19 protein-coding genes and 1 tRNA gene are annotated in these 17,460 nt (G+C 64.0%); 10 read left to right on the top strand and 10 right to left on the bottom strand.

Annotated elements, in window-relative coordinates:
* The 3 genes from JNN06_RS16410 to tsf form a co-directional block, all read left to right on the top strand.
* Positions 1-224, top strand: a 224-nt coding sequence (locus JNN06_RS16410; RefSeq protein WP_291240667.1) for a DUF1499 domain-containing protein, incomplete at its 5' end; no start/stop codon positions are given.
* Between the two features lie 334 nt (positions 225-558).
* Entirely contained in the window at positions 559-1,320 is a 762-nt protein-coding gene (gene rpsB, locus JNN06_RS16405) for a 30S ribosomal protein S2 (protein ID WP_291240666.1), read from the top strand.
* Between the two features lie 96 nt (positions 1,321-1,416).
* On the top strand, positions 1,417-2,313 hold the full coding sequence (gene tsf / locus JNN06_RS16400; RefSeq protein ID WP_291240665.1) for a translation elongation factor Ts: 897 nt from the start codon (positions 1,417-1,419) through the stop codon (positions 2,311-2,313).
* Positions 2,314-2,624: 311 nt separating this feature from the next.
* On the opposite strand, the gene JNN06_RS16395 is transcribed toward tsf, so the two are convergent.
* The 4 genes from JNN06_RS16395 to JNN06_RS16380 form a co-directional block, all read right to left on the bottom strand.
* Positions 2,625-3,404 carry an autoinducer binding domain-containing protein gene (locus JNN06_RS16395; RefSeq protein ID WP_291240664.1) on the bottom strand — a complete coding sequence of 260 codons (780 nt, stop codon included), beginning with the start codon at positions 3,402-3,404 and terminating at the stop codon, positions 2,625-2,627.
* 19 nt (positions 3,405-3,423) lie between these two features.
* The gene (sulP, locus tag JNN06_RS16390; protein WP_291240663.1) at positions 3,424-5,208 is read right to left on the bottom strand and encodes a SulP family inorganic anion transporter; all 1,785 of its coding nucleotides are present in this window, start codon (positions 5,206-5,208) and stop codon (positions 3,424-3,426) included.
* A gap of 94 nt (positions 5,209-5,302) precedes the next feature.
* Positions 5,303-5,995: a ribulose-phosphate 3-epimerase gene (gene rpe / locus JNN06_RS16385; protein ID WP_291240662.1), complete on the bottom strand. Its 693-nt coding sequence runs from the start codon at positions 5,993-5,995 to the stop codon at positions 5,303-5,305.
* 109 nt (positions 5,996-6,104) lie between these two features.
* Entirely contained in the window at positions 6,105-7,280 is a 1,176-nt protein-coding gene (locus JNN06_RS16380) for an NAD(P)/FAD-dependent oxidoreductase (protein WP_291240668.1), read from the bottom strand.
* 100 nt (positions 7,281-7,380) lie between these two features.
* Here JNN06_RS16380 and JNN06_RS16375 point away from each other — a divergent pair.
* Positions 7,381-7,455 (top strand) — tRNA-Gln (locus tag JNN06_RS16375).
* A 1-nt stretch (position 7,456) separates the two neighbouring features.
* Here the strand turns inward: JNN06_RS16375 and JNN06_RS16370 are convergent.
* Both JNN06_RS16370 and JNN06_RS16365 read right to left on the bottom strand, forming a co-directional pair.
* Positions 7,457-8,041, bottom strand: a complete 585-nt coding sequence (locus JNN06_RS16370; protein ID WP_291240661.1) for an HNH endonuclease — start codon at positions 8,039-8,041, stop codon at positions 7,457-7,459.
* A gap of 153 nt (positions 8,042-8,194) precedes the next feature.
* Entirely contained in the window at positions 8,195-9,403 is a 1,209-nt protein-coding gene (locus JNN06_RS16365; protein ID WP_291240660.1) for an MFS transporter, read from the bottom strand.
* Between the two features lie 66 nt (positions 9,404-9,469).
* Here JNN06_RS16365 and JNN06_RS16360 point away from each other — a divergent pair, with 66 nt between their 5' ends.
* Positions 9,470-10,099, top strand: coding sequence for a DNA-3-methyladenine glycosylase 2 family protein (locus tag JNN06_RS16360; RefSeq protein WP_291240659.1), 630 nt, complete (start codon positions 9,470-9,472; stop codon positions 10,097-10,099).
* Positions 10,099-10,752 (top strand): dienelactone hydrolase family protein, encoded by a 654-nt coding sequence (locus JNN06_RS16355; protein WP_291240658.1) that lies wholly within the window; start codon positions 10,099-10,101, stop codon positions 10,750-10,752. Before JNN06_RS16360 ends, JNN06_RS16355 begins: the two co-directional genes overlap by 1 nt.
* Before the next feature lies 1 nt (position 10,753).
* Here the strand turns inward: JNN06_RS16355 and JNN06_RS16350 are convergent, their stop codons facing one another.
* From JNN06_RS16350 to JNN06_RS16340, 3 genes are read right to left on the bottom strand one after another with little or no spacing between them, the layout of a single operon-like run.
* A complete protein-coding gene (locus tag JNN06_RS16350) occupies positions 10,754-11,506 on the bottom strand; it encodes a squalene/phytoene synthase family protein (protein WP_291240657.1) in 753 nt (250 codons plus the stop codon).
* Positions 11,503-13,140: a citramalate synthase gene (cimA, locus tag JNN06_RS16345; RefSeq protein ID WP_291240656.1), complete on the bottom strand. Its 1,638-nt coding sequence runs from the start codon at positions 13,138-13,140 to the stop codon at positions 11,503-11,505. Before cimA ends, JNN06_RS16350 begins: the two co-directional genes overlap by 4 nt.
* A gap of 17 nt (positions 13,141-13,157) precedes the next feature.
* Complete coding sequence (locus JNN06_RS16340) at positions 13,158-13,619, bottom strand: Rrf2 family transcriptional regulator (protein WP_291240655.1); 462 nt, start codon at positions 13,617-13,619, stop codon at positions 13,158-13,160.
* A gap of 154 nt (positions 13,620-13,773) precedes the next feature.
* Between JNN06_RS16340 and JNN06_RS16335 the strand changes: the two genes are divergently transcribed.
* The 3 genes from JNN06_RS16335 to JNN06_RS16325 are packed head-to-tail and all read left to right on the top strand — an operon-like array spanning position 13,774 to position 15,829.
* Positions 13,774-14,433 (top strand): alpha/beta hydrolase, encoded by a 660-nt coding sequence (locus JNN06_RS16335; RefSeq protein ID WP_291240654.1) that lies wholly within the window; start codon positions 13,774-13,776, stop codon positions 14,431-14,433.
* The gene (locus tag JNN06_RS16330) at positions 14,433-14,663 is read left to right on the top strand and encodes a hypothetical protein (RefSeq protein WP_291240653.1); all 231 of its coding nucleotides are present in this window, start codon (positions 14,433-14,435) and stop codon (positions 14,661-14,663) included. The genes JNN06_RS16335 and JNN06_RS16330 overlap by 1 nt, the downstream gene beginning before the upstream one ends.
* Positions 14,660-15,829 carry an HD family hydrolase gene (locus JNN06_RS16325; protein ID WP_291240652.1) on the top strand — a complete coding sequence of 390 codons (1,170 nt, stop codon included), beginning with the start codon at positions 14,660-14,662 and terminating at the stop codon, positions 15,827-15,829. Before JNN06_RS16330 ends, JNN06_RS16325 begins: the two co-directional genes overlap by 4 nt.
* 46 nt (positions 15,830-15,875) lie before the next feature.
* On the opposite strand, the gene JNN06_RS16320 is transcribed toward JNN06_RS16325, so the two are convergent.
* Complete coding sequence (locus tag JNN06_RS16320) at positions 15,876-16,577, bottom strand: hypothetical protein (protein WP_291240651.1); 702 nt, start codon at positions 16,575-16,577, stop codon at positions 15,876-15,878.
* A 74-nt stretch (positions 16,578-16,651) separates the two neighbouring features.
* Between JNN06_RS16320 and JNN06_RS16315 the strand changes: the two genes are divergently transcribed.
* Positions 16,652-17,460, top strand: an 809-nt coding sequence (locus JNN06_RS16315) for an NADP-dependent isocitrate dehydrogenase (RefSeq protein ID WP_291240650.1), incomplete at its 3' end; no start/stop codon positions are given.

Genomic DNA, 17,460 nt, shown 5'->3' with positions numbered 1-17,460 from the left:
CCGAGCCGCGCACCCGCCTTGTGGCCGGCAGCGCAGGCGAGGGGCGGCTGACGCTGATGCAACGCTCCGCCCTCTGGGGCCTGCCCGATTTCATCACCGCCGAAACCACGGCAACGCCCGAGGGGACGCGGCTGCAAATCTGGTCGCGCGCCCGCTTTGGCTTCAGCGATTTCGGCGGCAACCGTGCGCGCCTGGAACGGTGGATCGCAGCCCTGCGCGGTTGAGCGTGACCAGACAGGGGGCGCTCGCGCCCCCTCTTGAGCCTGCGGCTCAATTCACCCCCTGAGGATATTTTTGAACAGAAAATGAAGAAGAGCGGCTCTGCTTTTCATTTTTCTGTTCAAAAATATCCTCGGGGGGAATCTCCGCAGGAGATGGGGGGCAGACAGCCCCCCTTCTTCTTTTTCGGCAGGCGGGCCTTGCAATCCGTGGTTCCGGCCTGTAAGGGCTGCCTCACTTCACAGGCGAGGCTTGGGCTGGAAGGGGAGACATCCCGGACAGTCCGCCGGTTGGGTGCAAACCCTCAAGGCTTCGCCGAGGCGCAAACCGGAAAAGGATATGGACATGGCGCTCCCTGAATTCTCGATGCGTCAGCTGCTGGAAGCTGGCGTTCACTACGGTCACCAAACCGCCCGTTGGAATCCGCGCATGGCGGAATACATCTATGGCGACCGCAACGGTATCCACATTCTCGACCTGACCCAGACCGTCCCGATGCTGGACCAGGCTCTGAAGGTCGTGCGCGACACCGTGGCCAAGGGCGGCCGCATCCTCTTCGTCGGCACCAAGCGTCAGGCCCAGAAGCCGATCGCCGAAGCCGCTGAAAAATGCGCTCAATATTACATGAACCACCGTTGGCTGGGCGGCACGCTCACCAACTGGAAGACCGTTTCGCAGTCGATCCAGCGTCTGAAGCAGTTCGACGAGCTTCTGGCGACCGGCGCCGAGGGCCTCACCAAGAAAGAGCGCCTGAACATGGAACGCGAGCAGTCGAAGCTGCAAGCTTCGCTGGGCGGCATCCGTGAAATGGGCGGCGTGCCGGATCTGCTGTTCATCGTGGATGTGGGCAAGGAAGACCTCGCCATCCTCGAAGCCAAGAAGCTGGGTATCCCGGTTGTGGCTGTGGTCGACACCAACTGCTCGCCCAAGGGCGTGGACTATGTGATCCCGGGCAACGATGACGCCGCCCGCGCCATCGCGCTTTATTGCGACCTGATCGCCCGCGCGGCGCTGGACGGCATGTCGGCCCAGCTCGGCGCTGCCGGTGTGGACCTCGGCGCGCTGGAAGACGCCCCCGAGGAAGAAACCGCCGAGGCCTGATCCTCGCATCCGGCGGGGGCCCTCGCGCCCCTGTCGCATCCGCGTTACCCGGCGGGCGTAAAGCCTGCCGGGATCATCCGTTCTGGGAGAAATACGATGACGATCACCGCAGCGATGGTGAAGGAACTGCGCGAAGCCACCGGCGCAGGCATGATGGACGCCAAAAAGGCGCTGACCGAAGTGAATGGCGACATGGAAGCCGCCGTGGACTGGCTGCGCACCAAGGGTCTGGCGAAAGCCGCCAAGAAAGCCGACCGCGTGGCCGCGGAAGGTCTGGTGGGTGTGGCCGTTTCGGGCGGCAAGGGTGTCGCTGTCGAAGTGAACTCGGAAACCGACTTCGTGGGCAAGAATGCCGACTTCCAGAACCTCGTGCGGGGCATCACCACCGCCGCTCTGGGCGTGTCGGATGTGGAAGCGCTGAAAGGTGCCGCCCTGAACGGCAAGACCGTTTCGGAATCGCTGACCGATGCCATCGCCACCATCGGCGAGAACATGACCCTGCGCCGCATGGCGGCTGTGGAAGGTGACGCGGTTGCCGCCTACATCCACACCGCTGCTGCGGATGGCCTGGGCCGCATCGGCGTGCTGGTCGCGCTGAAAGGTGCCGACAATGGCATCGGCAAGCAGATCGCCATGCACATCGCCGCTACCTCGCCGGTGTCGCTGTCGGAAGCCGACATGGACCCGGTTGTGGTCGAGCGCGAGCTGGCCGTGCAGACCGCCAAGGCGCTGGAAGAAAACGCAGCCTCGGCCAAGCCGAAGCCCGAGCAAGTGATCCAGAACAACATCATCCCGGGCCGGATGAAGAAGTTCTTCGAGGAATCGACCCTGCTGAACCAGAAATTCGTCATCAACCCCGATGTCACCGTGGCGCAAGCTGCGAAAGACGCGGGCGTTGAGGTCGTGGCTTTCGTGCGCATGGCCGTGGGCGAAGGCATCGAAAAAGAGAAAGAAGACTTCGCTGCCGAAGTGGCGAAAGCTCTGCAAGGCTGATTTCCGGCCCGTGCCGGATCAGGAGGGCGGCCCTTGCGGGGGCCGCCTTTTGCATTTCAGGACAGGGGCGGGCGGGTTGACCCGCCCCATGAAAATGGCGGTGCCGCACCACACGACACCGCCTGAATGGCAATACCCCACCTGACTCGGACCCGCAGCCTTGGCTAATCGGCCTGCTTGCGGTTACTCTCCCGTTCAGAGAACAGGATATGCGGCAATGGGCGCCAATAGGCCCTTGCCCGCATAGGCCTTGCCTTCACCCAGTGATGCAAAGCCTGACCATCTTACCAAAAAAATTGACGTTAGGTAAGTCAGGGATTCCTGACCTCGTTGGCGGCGGGCAGGAAGATCTGGTTGAGCAAGGCCGCCTTGGCCACGGCCTGAGCGGTGCTGTCCACATCCAGCGCCTGCCGCGCGAGGCGCAGGTGCTTTTCCACCATGGCGGTGGAGATGCCCATCAGCGTGGCAATATCCTGCATCGTCTTGCCCTCGGCCACCCACTCCAGCGCCTCGCGCTGCCGCAGTGACAGTTGCGGGCGCCGGACGGGCAGGGGCAACTGACACAGGCGCAGATGCATGACCTGCGCCACTGCCGCAAGCCCCGGCCCCTGTTCGGCCCAGATCGCATCCACCTGATCGTGGTCGATGCCCGGATCGGCGGCGAGACCAAGCGCCCCGCGCTGCCTTGTCGTCACATCCGGGAAGCTGATGGTGATTCCGGCGCGCAACTGCCATTGCGCATTGCGCTGCACCGCCTCCAGTTCCTCTGCGGTCAGCTCTCCGGCGCGGGCTTTCTCCTCCACCCACCGCCAGGTGCAAGACGCGCCGCGATTTTCCAGCGCCCAGCGATAGGGGGCGGTTCGGGCATAAAAGCCGTCGCGAAAATAGAAATTGCTGTAGCCGGGCGGAAAGCTGGTCAGATAGACCGCATCATCCGGGTCGCCGATGCCTCCGGCCTTGCGAAACCGGGTCATGCCGTAATTGACCCTGGCAAAGCCATGACGCGTGAAATGGGCCACCGACAAATCCCAGACCGACCCCACGCTGGGGGCGGCCGCGATACGATTTACCAATTCCAACACATCGGACATGAAGGCCCCCTTCACCTTGTTAGCCCGGCATTTGCCCTGCGTCGAGAGGCGGCTTGGCGCGCGGCCCGGGGGCTGTCGCGATGCGGGGCGCGCCACGGGTGGCGCGGGTGATGGCGGGGGCAAGATCCATCATCGCATCGAACTGGGTCAGATAGACCCTGCCCGTCAAGGCATCGGGGAAGGGCGAGCGCAGCAGGCGGTCCATCACCGGGCCCTTCACCTGGGCAAGATGCAGCCTCACGCCGCCATCCGAGAGGCGATGGTTCAGCGCCTCCAGGGTTTCCAGCGCCGAGGCATCAATGCTGTTCACCGCCGCGCAATCCAGCACCACATGGCGCAGCCCCGGCTGTTCGGAAACGGCGGCCAGCAGCACATCCTCCAGATGGCGCGCATTCGGAAACCACAGGCTTTCATCAATGCGCACTTGCAGCACCTCGGGCACGGTGACGACCTCGTGCCGGGCCAGATTGCGGAAATGCTCGGTCCCCGGCACCTGGCCCATCACCGCCACATGCGGGTGCGAGCTGCGCCACAGATGCAGCGCCAGCGACAGCGCGACCCCGGCGCTGATCCCGGCCTCGACGCCCAGGCCCAGCGTCATCACGATAGTGACGGCCATGGCGGCGAAATCGCTGCGGCTATAGGCGAGGGTGCGGCGCAGCGCGCCCAGATCGACAAGGCTCAGCACCGCCACGATGATGGTGGCGGCAAGGGTGGCCTTGGGCAGGTAGAACAGGGCAGGGGTCAGCGTCAGGGTGGCCAGCGCCATGCCGATGGCGGTGAAGGCACCCGCCGCCGGGGTCTCGGCGCCGGCATCGAAATTCACCACCGAGCGCGCGAAGCCCCCCGTCACCGGAAATCCGCCCGAGACGCCCGCGCCGATATTTGCCAGCCCAAGCGCCACCAGCTCCTGATCCGGGTCGATCCGATGCCGGCGCTTGGCGGCCAGGGTTTGCGCCACCGAAATCGTCTCGACATAGCCGACCAGCGCGATCAGGGCGGCAGGCCAAAGGATCGCGCGCCACAGCTCCAGGTTCAGCGGCGGCAAGACGGGCAGGGGCAGGCCGCGCGGGATCTCGCCCACCACGGGCACCTCCAGCGCAAGGCCCCAGGAGGCGAGCGTGGTGGCCGCCACGGCCATCACCGGCGCGGCCCGGCTGGTCGCCGCCGCAAGACGCGGCGGAAGGCCAAGCCGCCGCAGCAAGGGCGTCAGCCGCGCCCGCGTCCAGAACAGGAAGGCCAGCACCGGAAGCCCGATCAGCAAAACCTGTGGCTCTGCCGCTGGCAGCTTTGGCCAAAGCGCCCGCGCCAGATCGGGCAGGGTTTCGCCGCGAATGCCAAGGCCCAGAAGCTGCGGCACTTGCCCGGCGGCAATCAGCAGCCCTGAGGCCGTGATGAAACCCGAAATCACTGGATGGCTGATGAAATTCGCAATCACCCCCAGCCGCAGCAGACCCATGACCAGCAGGATCAGGCCCGACAGCACCGCCAAAGCAATGGCCGCACCCAAATATTCGGGCGTGCCTTGCGCAGCCAAAGGTGCGACAGCCGCCGCGGTCATCAGGCTGACCACCGCCACCGGGCCAACCGCCAGCGTGCGCGACGTGCCAAACAGCGCATAGATCAGCAAGGGCGCGACAGAGGCATAAAGCCCGATCTCGGCAGGCAATCCGGCCAGCAGCGCATAGGCCAGCGATTGCGGGATCAGCATGATGGTCACGATCACTGCCGCGAGCAGGTCATTGCCGAGGGCCGCGCGATCATAGCGCGGCGCCCAGTCGAGAATCGGCAGAAAGGGACGCATGACCGCCTCCGAAAGCAATGGCCTCAGAGGTAACCCGGCGCCAGACACATTTCAAGTATTGAATATGTTTGGCGCCGGCAGGGGGCCGCGAACGTTAGACCTGCGCGGCCTCGGCCACAGACCGGATTGCCCGGATATTCGCGCCATAGGGGGCCGGGTCCGCGACCGAGCCGCCCTTGAACACCGCCGAGCCCGCCACCAGCACATCCGCCCCGGCGGCCGCCACCAGCGGCGCGGTTTCCACCGTCACACCGCCGTCGATCTCGATATGGATCGGGCGATCCCCAATCATGGTCCGCAAGGAGCACACCTTATCGACTTGGGAATGAATGAATTTCTGCCCGCCAAAGCCGGGGTTCACCGTCATCACGCAGATCAGGTCCACCATATCGAGCAGATGGGCGACCGCCTCGATCGGCGTGCCGGGGTTCAGCGCAAGCCCAGCCTTCACGCCATGCGCCCGGATCGCTTGCAAGCTGCGGTGAATATGCGGCCCGGCCTCCAGATGCGCAGTGATCACATCAGCGCCCGATTGGGCAAAGGCGTCGATATAGGGATCGACCGGCGCAATCATCAAATGCACATCCATCACGCCCTTGATATGCTTGCGGATCGCCGCGCAAGTCGTTGGGCCGAAAGTGATATTCGGCACAAAGTGCCCGTCCATCACATCCACATGCACCCAGTCGGCGCCTTGCGCCTCGATGGCTTGGCATTCGGCACCGAAATTGGCGAAATCGGCAGAAAGGATCGACGGAGCGATCTTGATGGCACGGCTGAACGTCATGGGGGCCTCCGGGCTGCTGTGGCTCGTCTTTGCCCGATGCAAGGGCGCTTTGGCAAGACCGGACAGGATTTGGAGTGAGGATATAGTTACATAATATAGATTATCAGACTTATACTGCCTGTCCGGCTGCCCAGCCCGATGACCAGGCCCATTGCAAGTTATAGCCGCCCAGCCAACCCGTCACATCCACCACTTCCCCGACAAAATGCAACCCCGGCACAGACTTGGCCTGCATCGTCCGCGCATCCAAAGCATCGGTGTTCACGCCGCCCAGCGTAACCTCTGCCGTGCGATAGCCTTCGCTTCCAACTGGCGTGATCTCAAAACTGTGGACAAGCGCCGCCAACTGGTCGATCCGCGCGTTGTTCTGATCGGCCAGATTGCCCCGCAACCCGCTGATCTCCTCCAGATGCCGTGCCAGCTTTTCGGGCAAGAAGCGCGCCAGCGCCGTCCGCAAGGCGATGCGTCCCTCGCTTTGGCGCAGCCGCCGCAGTGCCTCGCCCAAATCCTCGCCACGCGCCAGATCAAGACGCAGGCTGTCGCCCTCACGCCAATAGGAACTGATTTGCAAAATCGCCGGGCCAGACAGGCCGCGATGCGTGAAAAGAATAGCTTCCTCAAAGCCTTGGCGGCCACAATTCGCACGTCCTTGCACCGCGGTGCCTGACAGTGCCTGCAAGGGCTCCAGCACCTGTGCCGCCAAGGTCAACGGCACCAGCGCGGGCCGTGTTTCGGTCAATGGAAGCCCATAGCTTTCGGCAATGTGATAGCCAAGCCCGGTGGCCCCCATCTTGGGGATCGACTTGCCGCCAGTTGCCACAATCATGGCCAAGGCCTCGACCGCCCCGCGCGAGGTCTCCACCCGGAAAGGTGCCGCCTGCCCGACATGACGAATTTCTGTTTCAAGCCAAATAGTTACGCCGCATTCCTTCATCTGGCTTTGCAGCATCGCCAGAATCTCGCGCGCAGAACCGTCGCAAAACAATTGCCCCAGGGTTTTCTCATGCCAACGGATGCCCGCCGCATCCACGCGCGCAATGAAATCCCACTGGGTAAAGCGCTTTAGCGCCGACAGCGCAAAGCGCGGATTTTGCGACAGAAAGCAGTCGGGGCGGATGTCGAGATTGGTGAAATTGCAGCGCCCGCCGCCGGAGATGCGGATCTTTTCGCCAACGGCCTTGGCATGGTCGATCACAAGCACACGGCGCCCGCGCCGCCCGGCCTCGATGGCCGCCATCATGCCGGCGGCACCGGCGCCCAATATCACCACATCATATCGCATGATGCGTTCTAGCCGACCGCCACCTCCGGGGCCAGCCACGATTTTTCGACGAAAAATCGCTCTTGCAGCCCCTGCCCTGCTCGGCTAGAACCCCGCTCACGGTTGGGGCGTCGCCAAGTGGTAAGGCAGCGGTTTTTGGTACCGCCATACCTAGGTTCGAATCCTAGCGCCCCAGCCAATCAAGCCTCAAGCTCGGTATCCCAATAGAGATAGTCCAGCCAGCTGTCATGCAGGTGGTTGGGCGGGAAGCGCCTGCCATGGCTGTGCATCTCATCCGGGCTCGGCGCGCGCGGCGGTTTCTTCAGCACCATGCCCACCTGCTTCAGCGTCTTGTTCGCCTTCTTGAGGTTGCAGGGGCTGCACGCGGCCACCACATTCTCCCAACTGGTCACTCCGCCTTTCGAGCGTGGCAGCACATGGTCAAAGGTCAGGTCGCCCTTTGCACCGCAATATTGGCAGCAGAATTCATCCCGCAGAAAAAGATTGAAGCGCGTGAAAGCCACGCGCTTCTGGGGTTTGACGAACTCTTTCAGCACCACGACCGAGGGTATGCGGAACTCGGATTTCTGGCTGCGCACCACCGCGTCATATTCGGCAAGGATCTGCACCCGGTCGAGGCAGACGGCCTTGATGGCCTCCTGCCAGGGCCAAAGGCTCAACGGATACCATGAAAGCGGGCGGAAATCCGCATTCAGCACCAGCGCCGGGTAATGTTTCAACCCCGCCGGCTCGCGCACAAAACTGGTCCTGAAATCGCCGTCCATCCGAGACTCCGCCTTCATCCCTTGGCCACCGGGGCCCGGGACGGGGAAGCCCGCCCCGATAGTTTGACTATATATCGGGGCAAAAGGCTGGCAAGCCCCATCCCCTCGCGGCAAAGCATCGCAAGAGGATGTGACCTTGGTGTGACGCATATTTCAGCGGGTTTCCTTCGGGCGCAGCGCAAACCAGATCAGCGCCCCCCCTGCCAGGATCAGGAAGGGCAGCATCGCCATGTTCACCGCCGACCACCCGGCCTGCGCCGACCCGCCCGAGCAATTCATCAACCCGCCCGACGAAAACGAGGCCAGCGAGACGCCGCCAAACACGATGGCATCATTCAGCCCCTGCATGGTGCCACGTTCTTCCGGGCGATGATGCGCCGCGATCATCGTGGTGGCGCCGATGAAGCCAAAGTTCCACCCCAGCCCCAGAAGGATCAGCGCCAGATAAAACTGTTCCAGCGCCACGCCGCTCATGGCCACCGCCCCCGAGGCCGCCAGAATCGTCAGGCCAAGCGCGATCACCTTTTCGACGCCCAGCCGGGCAATCACATGGCCGGTGAAGAACGAGGGCGCATACATGGCAAGCACATGGGCCGAGACGATATTGGCCGCGTCCGAGGTCTGGAAGCCGCAGCCTACCACCGCCAGCGGAGAGGAGGTCATGACCAGATTCATCAGCGCATAGCTGACCGTGCCACAGACCACCGCCACCAGAATCGCCGGTTCGCGCAGCAACTGCCTGCGGCTGCGGCCCTGCGGCGCACCCGCCACGCGTGCCACCGGCTTGGGCGCGTGCAGCGCTGCGAATACCAGCATCCCGCCAAGGTTGAGCGCGATCACCGCCAGATAGCTGCCCAGAAACGGCACGACCATGGCCTGCGCCGTCAGTGATACCAGTTGCGGGCCAAAGATTGCCGAGGCCAGCCCGCCAGCCATCACGCCGGAAATGGCCTTGGGGCGGAAGGTCTCGGAGGCCAGATCGGCGGCGGCAAAGCGGTAAAACCCTTGCGCCGACATATATCCGCCGGTCAGCAGGCTTGCGAGGCCGAAGATCAGGAAGGAGCCGCTGTAAAGCCCCCAGGACGCCACCCCCGCCCCGGCCGCCCCGGCCAGCGCCCCCGCCACAAACCCGGCCCGGCGGCCCCGACGCTGCATCAGCGCGCTCAGCGGTTGTGCCCATAGCATCGAACCGATCACCGTCAGTGAAATCGGCAAGGTGGCCCAACAGGCATTGGGCGCCAGCGTGCTGCCCGCAAGGCCTCCGACCGTGAAGATCAGCGGCATCTGCGCGCCCAGAATGGCTTGCGCGGCGATCAGCACCCACATGTTGCGGCGAGCAAGGGTATCATTGGTCTGGATCATGGCGCGAGCTAAACCCTTGCGGCGGCGGGTTGCAAGGGGCTAGCCTGCGGCAAAACCGGAGGGGCCATGGTCGGGCGCATCATCGAGGGCGCGGCGGATATTGCCGAAGGCATGGAATGGCTGGCGCGCCATGACAACAGGTTCGCGCAAGCCTATGCGCTGACAGGAGAATTGCCGCTGCGCCGCCGCCCGGAGGGCTTTGCCGAATTGCTGGGGGCGATTGTCAGCCAACAGGTTTCGGTGGCTTCGGCACGGGCGATCTGGGGGCGGATGCAGGCGGCCGGTTTTGTGACGCCCGAGGCCGTGGCCGCCGCCGAGGACGAGGCGCTGCGCGCCTGCGGGCTGTCGCGCCCGAAGCTGCGCTATGCGCGGGCGCTTGCGGTCGCGGGGGTGGATTTCGACGCGCTGCGCGGCTTGGAAGATGAAAGGATCATCGCGCAACTGGTTGAATTGCCTGGCATTGGCCGCTGGACGGCCGAAATTTATGCCATGTTCGCGCTTGGCCGGGCGGATGTGTTCGCCCATAATGATCTGGCCTTGCAAGAGGCCAGCAGGCTGTTGTTTTCGCTGGAGAAACGCCCGAACGAGCGTGAAATGCGCAGCCTTGCCGCCGCATGGAGCCCATGGCGTGCGGTTGCGGCCCGGCTGCTCTGGGCCTACTACCATGTGGCAAAAGACCGTGAGGGGATCAGGTGATGCTGGAATCACAACGCAAGGCGCCGAAATCGGGCAAGGCCCGCTCGATGGTGATTTTCGTGCATGGCTATGGCGCCGATGGGGCCGACCTGCTGGGGCTGGCCGATCCGCTGGCGCCGCATCTGCCGGACACCGTGTTCTTTAGCCCGAACGCGCCGGAAAAATGCGTGAACAATCCCTTTGTCTATCAGTGGTTCCCGATCCCCTGGCTGGATGGCTCCACCGAGGCGGCGGCGAAGGCCTCGATGGCGGTGTCGGTTGATCTGTTGAACGCCTTCATCGACGCCAAGCTGGCCGAGGAAAAGATCGCCCCCGAAGCCCTTGCTTTGGTTGGATTTTCGCAAGGCACCATGATGAGCCTGCACATCGCGCCGCGCCGGGATTTGGCTCTGGCCGGGGTGGTGGGCTTTTCGGGGCGGTTGCTGCTGCCCGAGACGCTGGAGGCAGAGGCCAGGGTAAAGCCGCCGGTCATGCTGATCCATGGCGATGCCGATGAGATGGTGCCCTATGCCGATATGGGCCGGGCCGGGGATGCTTTGGTCATTGCCGGTTTCGAGGTTTACGCCCATACGATGAAGGGCACCGGCCATGGCATTGCGCCCGATGGCTTGCAGGTGGCGCTGTCCTTCCTGCATGACGTTTTGCCAAAATGATCTAGAAACGCCCGGTAAGGGATTGCCACAACAGGTTTTTCCGCCGGGTGAATTCTGGCACTTCCAGCGCGCCTGCTGCCACCAGTTGCGGTTGGCGCGCCGCCAGCGCCAGCACGGGGCGCGTGAGGTACGCCGCCAGCCCTGCCCCGCGCGGCAGTTTTGCCTTTTTGGCAATATCCAGATATTCCAATCCCTTGAAGGCCAAAGCTGCCACGGCTTCCGGGCGGCCGTCCACCAAGGGAATGCGGCCCTGATCCTCCAGCGCGGGCACGGCGCGCAGGTAATTCGCCAAAGCCTGCGCGGTGCCCAGTGCCAGCGCCCCCTCGCGGTTGCCGCCGCCCGTGGCCTGCACCGCCAGCGCCATCAAGGCGCCGCCGGTGGCCCGCAAATAGGCCCAGAACGCGGCCTCGTCGGCATGGGCCTCTCGGTATATGTCCCAAACCCGCGCCTGTGCCAGGCCATCCAGAAGATCAAGCGGCAAGGCCTTGGTGCGAATGAGTTTTCCCAAGGGGGAAGCCACTTCATGCGCAGGCCCCGGCTCTGATGCCTCGGCCTCCACTGTGTCGCGCCACCATTGCAGGCGCATCTCGGCGATCATCGGCTCCTTGCTGGCCCAAGGCGCGCGCGCCAGCTCAGCATTAAAGGCGTAAAGCACCGCCAGCACCGGCCGATCCGCCACCGGGGCGGCCATCAGGGCGGCGAAACGCTCGGGGTCGGCGCGCTGAACGATGGCGGCGCAGGCCTCGGCGCTCATGCGGCGGGCACCACGGCATCGCGGATCAGCTTCCACTGCACCGCCTCCAGCAGCGCCTCGAAACTGGCATCCACGATATTGGGCGACACGCCGACTGTGGACCAGCGACGGCCCTGCCCGTCCTCGCTGTCGATGATGACGCGCGTCACGGCCTCGACCCCGCCTTGGGTGATGCGCACCTTGAAATCCACCAGCTTCATATCGTCGATACAGGCCTGATAGGGGCCCAGATCCTTGACCAGCGCCTTGTAAAGCGCATTGACCGGGCCGCGATCAGACGAGGCGTGACCCGGGGCGCCCTCATCCATGCTGTCCGAGACCGACATCACCTTCTCGCCGCCGATCTTCACCACGACCACCGCCTCGGAGAGGCTGACCATCCGGTCATAGCGGTTCTTGCGGCGTTCGATGTTCACCCGGTAGCGCTTGACCTCGAAAAAGCTGGGGCAGAGGCCCAGTTCGCGCCGCGCCAGCAGCTCGAAACTGGCCTGCGCGCCGTCATAGGCATAGCCCTCATCCTCGCGGGTCTTGATCGTGTCGAGAATGGTCGAGAGCCGCGGGTCGGCGGCAGTGACGGCAATGCCCGCCGCTGTCAGCCGCGCCCGCAGGTTCGACAGGCCGGCCTGATTGCTCATCGGGATCTGGCGCGCATTGCCGACCTGTTCGGGCGGGATATGTTCGTAGGTGCTGGGGTCTTTCAGAATGGCGCTGGCATGCAGCCCGGCCTTGTGCGCAAAGGCCGAGGCCCCGACATAGGGGGCCGAGCGCAGCGGCACCCGGTTCAGGATGTCATCCAGCAGGCGCGAGGTTTTCACAAGATTGCCAAGGGCTTGCAGTGTGATGTTTGTTGCCAGCCTGCTGCGGAACGGCTCTTTCAGCAAAAGTGTCGGGATCAGCGTCACCAGATTGGCATTGCCGCAACGCTCGCCCAAGCCATTCAGCGTGCCCTGAACCTGGCGGGCGCCCGCCCGCACGGCGGCCAGTGAATTGGCCACGGCATTGCCGGTATCGTCATGGCAGTGGATGCCCAGATTGGCGCCGGGAATGCCTGCGGCGATGACCGCTTCGGTGATGGCAAACACCTCCTCCGGCAGGGTGCCGCCATTGGTGTCACACAGCACGATCCAGCGCGCCCCCGCCTGATGGGCCGCGTGCAGGCATTCCAGCGCGTAAGCCGGATTGGCCTTGTAGCCATCGAAGAAATGCTCGGCGTCCAGCATCGCCTCGCGCCCTTTGGCGGTGACATGGGCGATCGAGGCGCGGATATTCTCGACATTCTCGGGCAGCGCTATGCCAAGCGCGGTGGTCACATGGAAATCATGGCTTTTGCCGACCAGACAGACCGCAGGCGTGCCCGCATCCAGCACAGCGGCCAGCACATCGTCATTCGCAGCGCTGCGCCCGGCGCGTTTGGTCATGCCAAAGGCGGTGAAGGTCGCGCGGGTCTGCGGGCGGGCGGCAAAGAAATCGCTGTCGGTCGGGTTGGCGCCCGGCCAGCCGCCCTCGATGTAATCCACGCCCAGAGCATCCAGCGCCTGCGCGATCTGCATCTTGTCCGAGAGCGAGAATTGCACGCCCTGCGTCTGCTGGCCGTCGCGCAGCGTGGTGTCGAAAAGGTAAAGGCGCTCGCGCATGGCTGGCTTCCGGTCGTTCAGTCTTCATCCACCACGCGGAAAATCGCGGGCACGGCGGGGCAAGGCCGCATCTCGTTGCGGATCACATCCGACAGGCGGGTCTGGTGCAGGAACACATAGACATGGGCCGAAAGCCCCTCCCACAGCCGGTTGGTCAGCGATTGCGCGCGGCTGCCCGACACGCCGCCCGAGGCCCCGGCCCCGGTATGCAGCGCGTTCACGGTTTCCTCGACCGCCTCCATCACCTCTGATACCCGGATTTCCGACGGAATGCGCGCCAGCCGGTAACCGCCACCGGGGCCTCGCACCGCCTCGACCAGCCCGGCCCGGCGCAGCTTGACGAACAACTGTTCCAGATAGGGCAGCGAGATGTCTTGCCGTTTGGAGATTTCGGCCAGCGAGACCAGATCCTCGGGCTTGGCCAGCGCCAGATCGGCCAGTGCCACCATCGCATAGCGGCCCTTTGTGGACAGTTTCATCGCCAGCCCCCTCCGTGATACCCCGTAATTCCATTGACGCGCGGGGCGGGGGCGCTTAACTCAACCCCATGCCCGCGGTAACACCGCAAGGGATTAGAACAACCGCCCGCATTGCGCAATGTGAATGGGTGGTCAGAAGGACAAAGGCGACGAAATGCCCGAAGTGATCTTTGCCGGCCCCGAAGGCCGTCTTGAAGGCCGTTATCACCCGCAAAAGGACCGCGACGCCCCGATTGCCATCGTGCTGCATCCGCATCCGCAATTTGGCGGCACGATGAACAACAAGGTCGTCTATAACCTGCATTACGCCTTCTACAATCTGGGCTTTACGGTGATGCGGTTCAACTTCCGTGGCGTCGGGCGCAGCCAGGGCGAATATGATCAGGGGATCGGCGAATTGTCCGATGCGGCAAGCGCGCTGGATTATCTGCAAAGCATGAACCAGAACAGCAAGCATTGCTGGGTCGCAGGCTTCAGCTTCGGCGCCTGGATCGGCATGCAGCTTCTGATGCGCCGCCCCGAGATCACCGGCTTTGTCTCGGTTTCGCCCGATGCCTCGCGCTATGATTTCAGCTTTCTCGCGCCCTGCCCCTCCTCGGGGCTGATCATCAACGGCACCGCTGATCGCATCGCGCCGCCGAAGGATACCCAGACCCTCGTGAACAAGCTGCACGAGCAGAAGGGCATCAAGATCACCCATGAGCAGGTCGAAGGCGCCGATCACTTCTTCACCAATGAGGAAGGCCATATGAAGCCGATGATCGACACGGTTTCGGGCTATGTGAAACGGCGGCTCACGGAAGGCACCCGCTGATGAGCATCACCGAGGATCTGGCCGATGCGCTGGCCCGGGATGTGCTGGCGGCGATGGACGAGATGGATGACGAGCGGTTCTATATGGAGGTCGGCAAGATGCTGGCCTCTCTCTCGCCCTCGATGGAGGACGGGTTCATGACCGCGATGCGCGTGCGTCTGGCCGAGCGCCGGGCGCGGGCGCTGCTGGAGCGCAAGCTGGCGGCGTTTCGCGCGGGGCCAACGGCGTGAGCGACAGGCTGGCCGCGCAATTCGCCTTTCTGAATGCGGCCGATGCGCTGAAAGCGGTGGATCGCGCCAATGTGCTGATGGATGGCACGCGGCCCGAGAATGTGGCCGAGCATTCCTGGCATCTGGCGTTGTGGGCTTTGGTGATGGGAGCGCCTGCGGGCGTCGATCTGTCGCGCGTCATTGCCATGCTGCTGCTGCATGACCTGCCGGAAATCCATTGCGGCGATCACCCGATCCATCTGAGCCATGATGCAAAGGCGGTGGCCGAAGCCGAAGAGGCGGCGGCGCAGCGGTTGTTCGGCCTGCTGCCTGCCGATCAGGATGCCGCCCTGTTGGCGCTGTGGCGCGAGTTCGAGGCGGCTCGCACGCCGGAGGCCCGGCTGGCCAAGCGCTATGACCACGCGCAGCCGATCTTTCAGGTTTTGATGGGGGCCGGTGCGCCCGCCGATCATCGCGTGGTCGTGGCCGACAATCTGGCAACGGGCCGCGCCGCCCGCTTCCGCAGCGAATGGCCCGAACTGCACGCGTTGGCCTCGGATTGGCTGGCGGGCCTGCCGGGCGATGATCTGGCCGATCTGCGCAGCAAACTGGCTTTTCTGGCCGAGGCGGACCGGCTGAAATCGGTCTATCGCGCCACCACGCTGGTCGATGGCTCGCGCCGTGAAAACTCGGGCGAACATAGCTGGCATCTGGCGCTTTACGCGCTGGTTCTGGCCGATCAGGCGGTGCCGGGCGTGGATGTGAACCGGGTGATCCGCATGCTGTTGCTGCATGATCTGGTCGAGATCGACGTGGGCGATGTGCCGATCCATTCGGCCAATGGCGCGGCCCATGGCTCGGCCCAGACCCAAGCGGCCGAGGCCGCCGCGGCGGATCGGCTTTTTGGCTTGCTGCCCAATCCCTTGCGCGCTGATCTTCGTGCCTTGTGGGATGAGTTCGAGGCGGCAGAAACCCCCGATGCGGTCTTTGGCAAAAGCCTGGACCGGGTGCAGCCGGTCATGGCGAACCTGATGTCGGGCGGCGGCACATGGATCACCTATGCCGTGACCTATGAGCAGCTGGTCTCGCGCGTGGGCGTCAAGGTTGCCAAAGGCGCGCCCGGCGTCTGGGAGTGGGTGAACCTGCAAGCGGCGGGGTTTTTCCAGCCGGAGGGATTGGATATTTGAGCCAAGGTGAATGCGCATTCACCTTGGCTCAAATATCCAGATCCTGTCAGGGCAACTTGCGCCCGGCCCGCAGCAAGGGCACCACATCACGCAGCGCATGCCCCTTTGCCAACCACGCCCGCACTGCGCAGGCCGAGCGGCGATAGACCGGCAGCGCCTTTTGCGCATTGGGCGCCATGCGGGCGAAATCGGCGGCGGTTTGCGGCAAGGGGCCTTTGCGCTTGGCCTTGCAGGGCGCCTGCGCGGCGGCAGAGGGCTCGCCCGATACCAGCACCGCCACGCCCTCGTCAAACCACAGCGGCAGCGCCGTGCTGAACAGCCCGCCCATCGGCAAGGCGCCATGCAGCGTGGCATGGCTCAGCTCATGCGTATAGGCGCCGGGATCGGCGGCCCCTTTGGAGTTCAGGGTGATCAGGCTGGCACCATAGGTCATGCCGCGCGCGGCCATGCCGTTGCTGGCGTCGCATTGCGCGGTCGTGCAGATCCACCACTCCACCGGCTGCCCCGCCCCCAACTGGCGCTGCACCTGCTGCGAGGCCGCCGCGATATGGCCCCGGATCGCGCCCCGCTCGGTCTTATCGGCGGCAGCATCCACCCAAAGCCCCGGCAGCACTTGCACCATGTCGCGGCGCGTTGGCAGGCCTTGCGCGCTCGCGCCCTGCCCCGCCAAAACCAGCGCCACAGCCAGGATCATCGCATGTCGCATCAGCGCCGCTCCGCTTTGGCGGAATTTGGTATGCAATGGCATACCGGGCTTCCCAAGGCCCCGCTTTTCCGTTATGCAGCCTGCATCCGAATCCTCAACCTGAAAAGGCCAGGCGCATGACCAAGATCAAGGTGGCGAATCCCATCGTGGAGATGGACGGCGATGAAATGACCCGGATCATCTGGGATTTCATCAAGAAAAAGCTGATCCTGCCCTATCTGGATGTGGACCTGCTGTATTACGATCTGGGCATCGAAGAGCGTGACCGGACCAATGACCAGATCACCATCGACAGCGCCGAGATGACCAAGAAGGTCGGCGTTGCGGTGAAATGCGCCACCATCACCCCGGATGAGCAGCGCGTCGAGGAATTCAACCTCAAGCAAATGTGGAAATCGCCGAACGGCACCATCCGCAACATCCTTGGCGGCGTGATCTTCCGCGAGCCGATCATCTGCAAGAACGTGCCGCGCCTGGTGCCGGGCTGGACCCAACCCATCGTCATCGGTCGCCACGCCTTTGGCGACCAGTATCGCGCCACCGATTTCCACTTCCCCGGCGCGGGCAAGCTGACGATGAAATTCGTGGGCGAAGATGGCACCGTGATCGAAAAAGACGTGTTCAATGCCCCCGCCGCCGGTGTGGCCATGGGCATGTACAACCTCGACCAGTCGATCATCGACTTCGCGCGCTCGTCGATGAACTATGGCCTGCTGAAGGGGTGGCCGGTCTATCTCTCGACCAAGAACACCATCCTCAAGGCCTATGATGGACGCTTCAAGGATCTGTTCCAGAAGGTCTATGAGGAAGAATTCGCCGACCAGTTCAAGGCGGCGGGCATCCATTACGAACACCGCCTGATCGACGATATGGTGGCCTCGGCGCTGAAATGGTCGGGCGGCTATGTCTGGGCCTGCAAGAACTA

The sequence above is a fragment of the Gemmobacter sp. genome, assembly GCF_016792925.1.
In the GTDB taxonomy this organism is placed as follows: domain Bacteria; phylum Pseudomonadota; class Alphaproteobacteria; order Rhodobacterales; family Rhodobacteraceae; genus Gemmobacter.
The sequence above is the reverse complement of the archived record's forward strand: the minus strand, read 5'-3'. Positions and strand labels throughout refer to the sequence as shown.